This window comes from Anaerocolumna sp. AGMB13025 (genome assembly GCF_029689925.1).
Lineage (GTDB): Bacteria > Bacillota > Clostridia > Lachnospirales > Lachnospiraceae > Anaerocolumna.
This window is the reverse complement of sequence record NZ_CP121445.1, coordinates 3,383,687-3,397,840: the sequence shown is the minus strand read 5'-3', so window position 1 is coordinate 3,397,840 and position 14,154 is coordinate 3,383,687. Positions and strand designations below refer to the sequence as shown.

Genomic DNA, 14,154 nt, shown 5'->3' with positions numbered 1-14,154 from the left:
TACTGATCGGAACAAATTAAGTACAGCTTTTCATTATTCATCTCCCTCCTCACAAAATATTAATAATAAACGGTTTTTCATAAAAAACTTAGATATTAGAGTTATTATTTAAAAGTTAAAAGTTTATTCCATGAATATGCAGTGAAAAATGTCGGGATTACAGGTCTTCATTCAATTTTCACTACTTAACCAACGTCCATCTTTGATATTTACGCCATCAGCGAACAAAGCGCTGCTCTTTATAGGTTCGGTCTCTGCATACATACTGCCGGGGTCTACTATGAAGGAACTTGTCCAACATCTCCTGCCTGTTTATTCTATTCATTAAGAAATGTATGGCATTTCATGAGGAAACTACCTATTAATGTTGTTAATGGCATATAAGAACTGTACGCTTAACATAGGCATCCTTGTTCCTCTTATATTGACCATACAGTGCTGAGTGTTATATAACTAAACCTGAATAGAACAAAACCCTGTTGCAATAACAGGGCTCTGAGGAATAAATAATTATACTGACTAAAAAGAAGTGGTTATTCTTCTCATGGTATATAAGCTTTATATTTATTTTTTATATAATAAGTATATGAATGTCGGACAAGATATATGACAATAATCAAACAAAACCGCTGCGAATATATTTTAAAAGAAAAAATACACCTTAAATTGCTTCCTATCGTTCATATGCAATGTTTCCTAGATATCTGAAAAACTATGAATCCAATCCGCCTTTTTATAATAAATTATGAATATAACCGAACTTAAAAACCAGGTTAACGGATATGCCCAGAAAACCACTTGGATATATGGCAGCAATTTTATTATTATAGATATGTAGGTAATACGGATCGCGCACCAACAAATCAACATTACTATCATAGGTATCGATGTTTTCCCTGCGCCTCTTAATATACCTGCCAGACAGTGTGATAAAGCAAGCAGACAATAAAAAATAGCTTCTGTTCTGGTCTGCATAACGCCAAATGCTATAACATCAGGTTGATTATTGAAGAAACGAATTAATATCGGTGCTAAAAGCCATAAAATTATACCAACTGATTCTGCTAAGAGAACACCGGTCAGAATTCCAAAACGGGCTCCTTTTTTTGCCCGTTCATACTGCTTTGCTCCAAGGTTCTGACCAATAAACGTAGTTAAGGAAACACTGAAGCTAGTAATCGGTAAAAAGGCAAAACCCTCTAATTTTGAATAACTGCCGCATCCGGCCATTGCTACGGAACCAAACGCATTAATATTAGTCTGCACAATAACATTGGCAAAAGCGATTACTGAATTCTGAATGCCGGTCGGTATACCCATTTTTAATAAATTAATAAGCATCTCTTTGTTAATTTGTATTTCTTTAATATGTACCCTATGTCTTCCCTCCACTCTTAACAGTTTGGCAAATCCAAGAATAGCACTTACAAACTGAGCTATGACGGTTGCAATAGCTGATCCGCCAATTCCAAGCCCAAGAACTGCTACAAATAAAAGTTCCAGGATTACATTTAGAATTGAGGATATGATTAAGTAATAAAGCGGGTGTCTGCTATCTCCTACGGCCTGAAAAATACCCATACACGTATTGTACATTACAATTCCAAGCCCACCTGCAAAATATAGCCGGAAGTATAAAATGGAATTTGGAAGCACATCTGCCGGTGTACCCATCATCTTTAACATCCAAGGTGTGAAACACATGCCCGCTGCTGTTACGATTATTCCGGCAATGATTCCAAAAGCAATTGTCGTATGGACGGCAATGGATAAGTCCTTCCAGTTTTTAGCTCCATAGTAACGGGCAATTATAACACCTGCGCCAACAAATATTCCATTAATAAAGCCGGTAATTAAAAAAATCAAACTTCCAGAGGAACTTACTGCCGCCAGGGCATCTTTGCCTAGAACATTTCCAACTACCAAAGAATCAACGATACTGTATAATTGCTGGAATAAATTACCCAAAAAAATTGGTATAGCAAATAAAATAATATTTTTAGAAATTTTACCTTCTGTCAATGTTTTATCCATCCTGTCTTATTATATACTCCAAAACATTATGATAGCTGATATAAAATATTTTTTCAAGTCAAAAGGTAAAATAAATGCTTACTTATTTGCTGCGGCAAACCCTTAAGCCTTGGTCCGGACCAAAGCCATTTGCTTCAAATTTTCCTCTGTAAACTGGTTCACAGCAGCTTACATCTCCTATCCATCCTCCGCCTTTCCAGACTCTTTGTGAGCCGCTTGTTACATTTTCTATGTAATCTTCTCCATACCAGTCCCAGCACCACTCTCTGACATTTCCCGACATATCATATATTCCAAGTTCATTCGGCTTCTTTATACCAACCGGCTGCGTTTTGTCTTTATTATTTTCGATTGCGGACCAGTTCCAATCAACTGTCAGATAATCATTACCCGCATTCCTCCAATACCAGGCTGTTTCATCGGCTTTGTTATCTCCGCTGTAGGTATAGCTTTTACTTAACTGACCTCCTCCTGCGGCATACTCCCACTCTGCTTCAGTCGGCAGCCGATAGCCATTGGCTTCTTTTTTTATTGTTATCGTCCACTTTACATTATCATATTCACTCTTATTATCAGAATCCTTCTTATCCTTGTCTATTAGATAATAGGGCTCTAATCCTTCTTTTATACTTCGTTTATTACAATATTCGACACAGTCATACCAGCTCACAGATTCTACCGGTAATTCCGGATCTTTGAACTGGGATGGATTGTTTCCCATTATATCAGTCCATTCTTTCTGAGTTATTTCGTATTTGCCAATATAAAAATCACGAATCTGGATATCAGTTTCAAAAAAGTTGGATTTAGTGTTAACAAAAGTCCCTCCTTTTACTAATACCAGTTTGTCAGGCTCTTTATGTGAACATGAGCCAACCGTTAGCAGAATAAGTTGTAATAATACCATAAGAAATATTTTTTTCATAGTGTCCTCACTTTCCGGAATAAGAATTTTGTCAACGTACAACAAGTTGATATATATTGTCCCTATTGCACATGAGTTAATTTCATTCAATTACAGAAAGGCCGTTTACTCATTACTTGAAACGGCCTATATCAAAGGAGTTTACTAAAGTATTTACTAAATCAAAAATATGAATAATAGTATGCAGGTAAGTATTTTTATTGTTCTGCCGGTTATATAACCGGACAGTTTAGACGTAGATATTCAAATGAACTGTTTTTAAATTACCATACTGTTACATTTGCATAACCGCTGCTTTGATATCCTTCTACGCACATTGCCTGATAAGACCAGCTGCTTCCAAGATTCATTCCCTTACTTCTCCATGCATTAGCGTGGTTGGCAAAATTGATTTGAACGTTGCTGCCAGTAGACCTCTTAGCTTGTCTTACACTCCAAAACTGCTGGAAAGTCTGCGTACCGTCAATGGATGGTGCGTTATATCTCATCGTTGTATAGATATCGTATGTACCACCATCACTTGAAACCGAACCTTTATAGGTTCCGGTTGGTCTGTATGATCCCCAGCTGTCAACAACATAATATTCAATAAGGGAATTTCTGGTCCATCCATAAAACGTCAGATAGCCATTGCCGGACGGTGAAAAAGCACCTGCATTGTAATTACAAACTCTGGATGCATTACCGGTATTCCAGCCTTTACCAACTACGAAATTACCGCAATTAGTCCAACTAACACTAAAATTACCATTTGAACCATTGGTGACATTGACACTACCGCCTCCATCCGTCCAATTCTGCCAATAATCGGTAGCTGCAGATGCTGTACCAGTAAATAATCCGGTAAAACCAATTGCAAGTGTACATAATAACGCCAAAACCTTCTTTTTTAAGTTTTTCATACTTAACCCCTCCAATATATAGTTTATAGGTAACTTACCTACATACCATCACAGTAATTTATTGAAATAGCGCAGATATTATAAAAATGCATGTATAGAGTAAAAATGCATGTATAGTAAAAATGCATGTATAGTAAAAACGCATGTATAGTAAAAACGCATGTATAATTAAATGTGTATATATAGTAAAAATACATAAATAGTAAAATATTAAAGTGTTATAAACTATTCAAAGTGAAGTAAAAAATACATGTATAATAAAAATGTAAAATGTAGTAAAAATTGTAAGTGTAGTGAAAATGTGTGTAGTAAATAAATTTAGTTTTTACCCATCTTATTAAGAAGGTTTGATGCGAGAAATTATAAAATGGTTTTTGGCGGTTGAAATTTAGTCAATGGGTTTATGATTTGAATTACACTCAATATTAAGTTTTAATGTTTTGATTTTTGCATAAAAGAGTTATTTGTGATTTGAATTTTAGCCCAATATATAAATTTTGCGATAATAACCAGAACTAGAAAATAGTTAAACTGCGTCGATTAACTAGTAAGAATATTAGTCAAAAAGCAATGACTAGTAAGAATATGGGTCTTGAAATTTTTTTTTAGTTTCCTGTTTCTAAAACAATTATTAGTTAAAATATATTTATCATTTTATAAATAACAAGAACTACATATATGATAAATACTGCATGAATAAATAAATAAAGCCTCAGTTTAAATGCATTAAATATATTTGTATGTTATAAATTCACCAAAAGGATAAATATTTTTTTGTGTTAAATATTGTTTTTAAAAATAACTAGTGAATATCTTTCGGCTTATTTTCATCTTTATTATATATCATAGTTGCAATTCTGACTTTCCATAAATTGCTATTATATTATCATATTTTGCTATTTTATCTTTGAAAAATTCTGACAGCAATACAATGATTACCTGTATTTAGTTTTAATAATCATATAAAGAAAGACCTTAGGGTTTATTTCTCTGACCTTACTTAGATTTTTTTAAAAAGAGATTTAATAATAATGGTTATACTGCTTCGCAATCCTTGACTTTTTAAAAACTCTTGTCTGCTTCAACATTAGCTACAGGCAGATCCAAGTTGTTCCATTGATTGCAGTGACTACTATACGATAGGATTTTAATTAGTTAACACCTGTACGGTAGGATTTAATTGTTAACAACCCTTGTGCGTCTCCTTTCCTAAAATTTCGTACTGTTTACTGTTCCTTAAATTCAACAGAGTTAGAAGAATTTTATTAAGAAATGGTTCAATTAAAAAAATAAATACATGATACTACAATTACATAAATTATAAGTTTACAATGAAATCATATGTAATAGTTATAATTTATCATAGTACCATGTATTTATGTGATATTATACAAATTGATGTTTACATAATATTATTATGTTGCCTTGATAATTGCGAACTCTTCCAGTAATGATACAAGTCCAATGCATCTATTCTGGCTATCACCTCAATAGATCCAATCTCTTTACGAATTAATAGTAATCAGTATATTAATTGTCTTAATTCAATCAATCACATACCAGAATTTGTATTTCATACTATTATTTCAAAATTGCCAATAATTTATCTACGCCTGGTTTCGTGGTTTTATTATTAAAGAAATCATAACGGAAAAAGATAAATCCATCAACCTTACCGGTATTTCTTCCGTATTCCACCTGTTCCTTTAACTCATTGACGTTATTTTTCCAATCAGGTTCCAAGGTCGAACCTGCTCTATAAGTTGCAATACCCACATATACTTTTACCGTTGGACTGGTTCTAAAAGATAACCATTTATCCAAAGTTTTATCATAAGGGTAACTTTTGTTGGAAAATGTCCAGTAAATCTGAGGGCAGATATAATCAATATAATTACTAGAAGATAACCAAGTCTTATAATCAACATAATAACCCAGGTTGCTGGTTAAGGAGTCATAAAAACCACCCGGACTTATACCAAACTGAACGGAGGAATCAATTCCTTTGATCGAAGCGTATATATTCTTAACCAAGGTATTTACATTGTTCCTTCTCCAGTCAGCAATGGATAAAGCTGACTTTTTAGCGGTTTTACATTCTGCCGCGTAAGTTTTGTACTCCACAGAATCAAAATTATTGGCATAATTACTTCCCAGGGAGGGATAAAAATAATCATCAAAATGGATGCCATCTACATCATAATTCTCAACAATTTCTTTTACCCCGTTAGTAATCATTGTCTGTACTTCTTTGACCGCTGGGTTATAATACAGATTTCCGCCATAAGACAATACATTGCGGTCATTGGTTTTATCCTTATCTTCATACCATACTCTGGCAGGGTTATCTTTTGAAAGCTTGGAATAATCCGTACTAGCTGTTGTTACACGGTATGGATTCAGCCAGGCATGAAATTGAAGGCCTCTTTTATGGGCTGCATCAACCATATAAGTCAAGGGATCAAAGCCCGGGTCCTTACCTTGGGTACCGGAAATATATTTTGACCAAGGAAAATATTGTGAATCATACATAGCATCGCCAAATGGTCTTATCTGTACAACAACGGCATTCATATTCATTTTAACTACGTTATCAAACATAGTATCTATAGTAGTTTGAAAACTCTTTTCCGTAAATCCGTTCTTGCCATAATTCATAAATTCCAGATAAGAAATCCATACCGCCTTGAATTCCAGTTGTATATTGATTACCTGAGCGGTAACATTACCGGCTGTATCAGTTGCCAGTACACTATAATCACCGGAGGCAGTGACACTGATTTTTCCATCCTTGGTGACATCTTTTGCAGTACTCCACTTTTCAGAGGCAGTATCCGTTATTTTTCCTTTTATATATTTAATGCTTGCAATACCGGAAGCAGTATCTGCTGCTTTGTATGTAATAGTAGCTTTCTGATTCATGACAGAGTAATTTAAGGATAATGTTGGTTTTGTAGTATCTATGTTAGATACTTCAATTAGAAACAGCGCCTGATTTCCAACTTTATCTGTGGCTAAAACAGTATAGGTATTATTTTTGCTGACGGTTAAACCTCCTCTGCCTTTGCTGTCCAGGGTTACCGGTATGGGCTGCTGGCTGTTATCCGCATTAGCAAAATCCTCTGCAGTATTCACACCAGCAAGATAAGATACTTCTTTTACCCCTGCCAAAGCATCTGAAATGGATAAACTAATCGTAACCGGATCCTTTGTAGGTTGGGTGGTACTAAGAGCATAAGCGGTTACTGGAGGGGTCTTATCAATATTAGCTACAGTAATTGTTTTTAACACGGTATTGCTTGCTATATCTTCCAATAAGAAGGTAAAGGTATTGTTGGCTTTAACCGTTAACTTGCCGCTGTACATGTAATTATAAATATCGTTGGTAACAGCAGTTTTTGTTAAGGGAATACTTTTGGCAGCTTCGGTAAAATCTGATGCTGTTTTAGTACCAGTCAGATATCTTAAACTTTTTACCCCCAAACCCTTGTCACCGATAGTAAAGGATAAACTTAGGTTACCGGCGGTTACTGCCTGAAGGTTCTTTGTTATCTTTAAAGCAGGTTTTGCAGTATCAATATTGGATATGGTAAATTTCTTTACTGCTACATTCCCAGCGTTATCTGCCGCATAAAAGGAATAGGTGCCGCTTCCTGATATCGTTACACTATATGTATTTTTGGAGTTCAACTTAATGACTTTACCGGATTTTTTAAAATAATCAGCCTTTTGACTGCCTAAATCCCATTTCAGACTTTTAATTCCTGAGGCATCCGTTACTTTTACGTCCAGTTTTACCGCTTTATTGGTGGCGTTCTGGTTATCTGCTTTTATTGTGATAACCGGAGCTGTTTTATCTTGCGCTGCCTGTGCTTTCATTGATCCGGCAAAGAATACACTCACCAATAAGAGGGTCAGAAAGCCGGATACCCAATGCAATTTACTTTTATTTATCATTTGTTTTATATCCTTTCTGAGGCTTTTATAACTTACCCTTATAGCTCCTCTCATCCTATCAATCCGCTCCTTAAAATTATGATATTGATAAAACATTCATAAAATAAACCTAAAAAATATTATTTAAAAGCGTTGATTTAAGTAGTAACATGATTTAGGAAATGTCATGTTCTTACAATTGCTTATTGAAAAGCCTGCCGTACCAAACCTTAAAGCTGCTAGTAATTGCTTTAAAGTTAGCGACAGGCTTTACCTATACTTATCTTCCGGTTGGATAAGCACTGAACACATCACATAATGTGTCATAAATTGCTTGTGCTGATCGTTCCTGAAAATCAGGATTTGCCATTAAGGCAAGATCACTTTGATTAGACATAAATCCAAGTTCGATTAAAACTGCAGGCACTGTATTTGCACGGCATACTGCGAGACTTTGATCACTAATATATCTCTTATCTGTTCCAACCATATAAGGCAGTGAATTAAGGAACATATTCGCAAGGATTTTACTGTTTAGTCCATTTGCAGTAGTGGCTTTATTGGAGCCTGTGTAATAAATCTCTGTACCTTTTGGAGAAGAACTGTTATTCGCATTCATATGCAGGCTTACAAAGATATCTGCTCCGACTTTTTTAGCAAAAGCCGCTCTTTCATATAAATCAACTTTCGTATCATCATATCTAGAATAATAAGCTTTTATTTCAGAACCTTCTGCATTAAAGTATTTCTGTGTCAGCTGGTACATAATCTTGAAGTTAACATCTTTTTCATTGATGGTAACGCCGTTTAGTTTACGCATAGCACCAGGATCGGTTCCGCCATGTCCGGCATCCAGAACAACAATATTCTTGTAGATATCTCTTGGATTACCAAGCACTACTCCAATTACACCGTTTAGGTCATTTAATTTATATCCTTGAAGTTTCGTCGTACTTAATGTTATTTCTGTCATTGAATTTTTATAACCAAGAGAAATGTCTTTTACGACACTATTGGATGTCGTGATTGGATTGCTGTTATAGAAATCTCTGTAATCACCAGGTATTCTGATAATAATCTGATTCTTATAATAACGGTCTTCATTGGTTACTTCAGAATAAAATACCTCAGTCGGCAATTTAATCTTTAACGAATAGTCGGAGACAGTTTCCGAATTATTATTAAAAGTAATGAGATAAGTATTGCCTGTCTGGGTAACGGTATACTCAGCCAAATTGGCTCTTTCTATGATAATATTGGTATTACCTGTTAGAGAAGTGCTCTGTACAGATACCAGGGAATTTAGTGCGGTATTTAAGTAATTTTCTCCTACACTATTAACTGTATTAGGCATCTGAAGTGTTATGAAATTCCCGCTTTCGGACAGTTCAATTTTTAGTGGTTTCAGACCGGTTATTTTAACATATTCACTGCCTGACTGGATACCTGCTTCAACGTTCGTTATATAATTATTATATAAAGTAACATATAAGGTGCATTTATCATCGGACAGGGACAAATCATAGGCGGTATCCGTACCTAATAAAGCAAAGGAGATATCGGTAGCCAGATTTGTATAATCGGCAGAAGCTGTTATCGTACCTGTTAATTTACTGTTATAATTATAGGTATCCGTATTGCCGTAGGAATTATTGATGTGTAAATTCAACAGCTGATTCTGTAACGTTAGTGTTGATTTACTAAATGGTGAGGTGGAATGTATGGAATATACCTCGTAAGTATTTGTATCTGAGGAGTCCTTCTGAATGGAGTAGATGTTAGCAGCTGTGGCATTATCTTCCGAAACTTCCGTCTTGCCAGTCAGACTGCTTACTTTGTTAAAATCATCCGTAAAGGATGAGCTGACACCCCAGTTTAAGGAAACATTATCAGGAATCGGATCTCCGCCTAATTCAGGACCATCTTCATCGTCATTATTATTCTCATTATCCGGTGGTCTTGTGGTTATTACTGAGGTCTTTGTAGCGGAATTCCAGGAATAATCATAACCTAAAAAGGAAGCAACAAAACTACCCGGTACCATGACGTAAGCTTTTTTTGCAGCTTTATTCATTACGTATAAGGGAGCTGTATCCATTGTTCTGGATTTACCGTTAACGATTGCTGTCTTACTACCCATGGTCAGCTTAACAGAGGTACTATTAAGACTTAAGCTAAGAACTTTTGTACTGCTGTTATAACTATAACCAGCACCAATAGAGGAGTCAGAGAATACTTTCCAGGCCTGAAGCAAAGCAGTATTATCTACAATAATGCTAGGCATAGTTCCTAAACTGATCGAATCACCATCAACTGTTACTTTACCCAAAGTCCCGTTATAGGCAACGTCTTTGTTATTATAATTCAGATACATTGGTGATGTTATGGCGGCCGTTGAAGCCGAACTGTTCCAGTCATATTTATAACCAAAGGTTTCGGCAACATATCTTGCCGGTACTAAAAATTTAGTGACATTTTGATCCTTAAATTTTACTTTCATGGGAGCTAAGGTTAAGTTAACAGTTTTACCGTTTAAGATAGCCTTTTTACTGTTTGCAGTTAAGGTTAAAGTAGTACCGTTTTGGGATAACGTCAGTACACCTTTAGCTTCATTATACTTATAGCTCAATTTTATGGCTGACTTTACAAATACATCATTAAAAGGCGCCAGTGAAGTTCCATCTACGATAATACCGGGAGTGTTTCCCATCTTGATAGCAGTTCCATTATAGGTATATTTAACCTGCTGGCCGGTATAGGCTACAGTTTGCTTCGTCCCATAATAATATAAATTAAGCTTGGCTGCAGCAAAAGCACTTGTAGCAGGCAGCATTACCAGTATAATTGCTAAAAACAGCAAATATTTAATATTGTTGCATTTCCTAAACATATAAAAATCATCCTTTTGTATTTTATCATTACGTTGTAATAGCATAAAATCAGACTGATTGGTATACCAACATAAGGTTTACCATAAATAATGTATATAATATCATGCTATCCGCTTCATGAATTAATAAGTTACGGGATAATACACTGTTAATAAAATAACAGGTATTACATCTTGATATTTCCAATTTTTGCTCATAAAATTACACAGCTGCTGATAGCAGATGTGGTTTTTTTTATGCATTCAATTACCAGTTTCTTCTTTCGTATTTACTAAATAATTATTTTTCTTCTCTTTTGTATCCAATATTGCGCGTTCACACCTCCCATCAGTAATTCCATAAATTGTACATCGTTTTTTTGTTCATAATTACTATTACACCTAATACAAACCTTATATTACTGTTAAATAGTGTTAAAACTATGTCATTTTATTGTTATTTTTCAATTATCTGGTCAGTTTTATTAATTTATGTTATAATTGTCATAATTATGAAACCAGAGAAAGGATGATCGCAATGGCTGAACATAACTATCATGACAAAAAGAATATAGAGAATACCAAACGGCTGAGGGATATTATAGCGGAACTTCCCCGTTTCTGCGGTGATTTTTTCCGTGGGATTGAGCCTACTACTTCTTCACTTACCAGAATCGCTTATGCATATGACTTACGGGTCTTCTTTCAATTTTTAAGAAATACGAATCCTTCTTTTAAGAATACACCGATAAGAGATTTAAAAGTCGATATACTGGATCAGATAAAGCCAATTGATATTGAAGAATACCTTGAATACCTCTCCTATTATAAAAAGGATGATATGGAACACATAAATCAGGAAAATGGAAAAAAGCGAAAACTGATTTCTTTGCGAAGTTTTTATAATTATTATTTTAAAAAGGAAATGATTCAGTTTAATCCTGCTGCCCTCGTTGATATCCCAAAGCTCCATCAAAAAGAAATAATACGGCTTGAAATCGACGAAGTCGCCAGAATGTTAGATCAGGTGGAAACCGGTGAAAATATGACCAAATCCCAGCAAAAATATCATGATATAACAAAGGTTAGGGATCTGGCTATCATTACTCTCTTACTGGGAACTGGAATCCGTGTCAGTGAATGCGTGGGGCTGGATCTGAATGATGTTGATTTTAATAATGACGGGATTAAGATAAGACGCAAAGGCGGGTATGAATCCATTATCTATTTCGGCGAAGAAGTCAGGGAGGCGGTAGAGAACTATCTAATGGAGCGGGAAGATATAATTCCTGCCACCGATAGCGAGGAAGCTTTATTTTTATCCATGCAAAAGAAACGAATCAGTGTAAAAGCAGTCGAAAATCTGGTTAAAAAGTACGCCGGTCTGGTTACAAGACTCAAAAAAATCACCCCTCATAAGCTAAGGAGTACCTATGGTACTAGTCTTTACCGGGAAACCGGCGACATCTACCTGGTGACCGATGTTCTGGGTCACAAGGATGTTAATACAACGAAGAAACACTATGCTGCCATTGAGGATTCCAGACGGAGGAGTGCTGCTAATAAGGTGAAATTAAGGGAAAAGTAATACCCCCACTTTAAATTAACCCCTCCCCAGTGCCCCCTGAGTAAAAAAAGTAAATAATGTACATAATTCATTTAAAACTGGTGTTGAATAAATTTATATTAAATAAAAAAATGTACAAAATACAAATTGGAAGTAAGGCTCTGCACAGATATAATATGAAGAAAAACATTCAGATGAATAATAAAAGAAACTGGGATGTGAAAGGAAACTATTCATATGCAATTAATTCAATTGAAATTAAAAAAAGATGCAAAAATAGCAAAATATATATCGCTGATAAGAAAGTTTGACCCAACCATTTCAGTTGCCCAAATAAAAAATAATATAGAAAATAATTCATATGCCATAAGTTTTGATTTACATTATTATGATGTTCTTGAAGATTTACAGGGGATAGATCGAAAATTAGTGTTTCGTCACCTCATATCTCAATTAATAGCTGAAGGGGCACAACTTAATATATATGATATTTATGGGAAATTATGGACTTTGGAATTTCTAGATAATTGGTTAAATACAATGCAGGAAATTAGTGAACAAACAGAACGGGATATAGATTTGGAAGAAGAATAATTTTTTAATTTGTTCCATCTTTATATAATGAAGTATTTAGTGCATCTATAAAATATTAAACAAAATAAGAACTGTTGTAGTTGATTATATTTGAAGTCAATGAAGAAAGTAATTCGCTTTCCGAATATGTTTTCGTTTTCTTAAGATGTATGATAATGGTGGAAAAGGTGATTATACAGCTGTATTTTGATAAAGATGATATTTACAAAACAGATGTTCCGCTTCATGTATAAAATAGAACTTAAAATAGCCTATTCATTCCCTGCTTATTATGTACAAAATATGTACTTAATAATGTACATGTAATGATAATGTACATTTATATATTTATGTACATTATCATTTTGTTAGTGTTTACAAGGCATTCATGGTCACTGTTGTATTCGTGCAATTATGTACACCCTACAAAGGTTTTTCCAACACAGGGTTTGTCCCACAAATTATAAAATGGGGTACATAACTGATACATTGGTACAATGCTTCCTAACGTTGTTTAAGTATTTCCTCATATTATCCTCTTCCGTCGAATTATATCTGTAACCAAAGTGTTCGGCTACTTTGTCTGCCAGTATACGAAAAAGTTCACAGGCTGTGAAAACTGAATTCCAAAGATTATTATAATCGCTGTCTGAGTATGTTTTAACATACATATCATAGAGAAAATGAGGCAGGTATTTTTTATAATACTTGCCCTTCTTACCCGAAGAGACAGAAAAATCTGTGTTTATGCCAATCCACCATTCCACCATTTGATTGAGCATATCCCTTACAGGATGGTTAAACATGTCCATGGCATAGGGAAGTTCATCTCGGGCAATTCCTTTTGCTACATTGTTTAAGCACCACCAAAATTCGTTACAGGCATCTATGTAAAAACTTTCAACTGGCGGTTTGATATGCCAATACTTATAATCTGGTATGATTATGGGTAAGAATCCTCCTTTATCAAGCAGTACAGCTACAGGCTCACCATCATCAATATAAGGTGCCGATACTATGCTCAAATCAATTCGATTACCATCTTCAAATAGCATTAAATAGGTAAAATGCCCATCTCCGTCTGGAGGAAGCAAGGGATGTGTCATCAATTCAGGTAATTGCAAATTTGCAGGTTTCCCGAATTTTTCTTCGATCCAGACTGTATTATTATAAAATGGCATGGTATCGGTAACAAAATAAGTAATATCATAATCCTGAAAGATATCTTTGGGGGCTTCCGGATTAGCACGGGAGCCAGACAGAAGTACTGCTTTAATCCGCTCATCAGATTTGGCGGTACTTAATATTAATTTCATCATTTCATTTTCTGAACGCATCATTTACCTCA

Annotated in this window: 8 protein-coding genes; 2 read left to right on the top strand and 6 right to left on the bottom strand. The window is 34.8% G+C overall.

Translation table 11 applies throughout. The annotated features are described in order from the left end of the window. Window positions 1–696 precede the first annotated feature (696 nt). The 5 genes from QA584_RS13830 to QA584_RS13810 form a co-directional block, all read right to left on the bottom strand. A complete protein-coding gene (locus QA584_RS13830; RefSeq protein WP_278275079.1) occupies window positions 697–2,034 on the bottom strand; it encodes an MATE family efflux transporter in 1,338 nt (445 codons plus the stop codon). Window positions 2,035–2,116: 82 nt separating this feature from the next. After that, on the bottom strand, window positions 2,117–2,959 hold the full coding sequence (locus QA584_RS13825; RefSeq protein ID WP_278275078.1) for a formylglycine-generating enzyme family protein: 843 nt from the start codon (window positions 2,957–2,959) through the stop codon (window positions 2,117–2,119). A gap of 263 nt (window positions 2,960–3,222) precedes the next feature. After that, complete coding sequence (locus tag QA584_RS13820; protein ID WP_278275077.1) at window positions 3,223–3,861, bottom strand: glycoside hydrolase family 11 protein; 639 nt, start codon at window positions 3,859–3,861, stop codon at window positions 3,223–3,225. A gap of 1,581 nt (window positions 3,862–5,442) precedes the next feature. Further along, a complete protein-coding gene (locus QA584_RS13815; RefSeq protein ID WP_278275076.1) occupies window positions 5,443–7,818 on the bottom strand; it encodes a glycoside hydrolase family 10 protein in 2,376 nt (791 codons plus the stop codon). Window positions 7,819–8,077: 259 nt separating this feature from the next. Then, window positions 8,078–10,687, bottom strand: coding sequence for an N-acetylmuramoyl-L-alanine amidase (locus tag QA584_RS13810; RefSeq protein ID WP_278275075.1), 2,610 nt, complete (start codon window positions 10,685–10,687; stop codon window positions 8,078–8,080). Window positions 10,688–11,204: 517 nt separating this feature from the next. On the opposite strand from QA584_RS13810, the gene QA584_RS13805 reads away from it, so the two are divergent. Then, entirely contained in the window at window positions 11,205–12,254 is a 1,050-nt protein-coding gene (locus QA584_RS13805; protein WP_278275074.1) for a tyrosine-type recombinase/integrase, read from the top strand. Window positions 12,255–12,470: 216 nt separating this feature from the next. Next, window positions 12,471–12,827: a hypothetical protein gene (locus tag QA584_RS13800; protein ID WP_278275073.1), complete on the top strand. Its 357-nt coding sequence runs from the start codon at window positions 12,471–12,473 to the stop codon at window positions 12,825–12,827. Between the two features lie 440 nt (window positions 12,828–13,267). Here QA584_RS13800 and QA584_RS13795 read toward each other — a convergent pair whose 3' ends face one another. Continuing rightward, window positions 13,268–14,146, bottom strand: a complete 879-nt coding sequence (locus QA584_RS13795) for an aminoglycoside 6-adenylyltransferase (RefSeq protein WP_278275072.1) — start codon at window positions 14,144–14,146, stop codon at window positions 13,268–13,270. Between the last annotated feature and the right edge of the window lie 8 nt (window positions 14,147–14,154).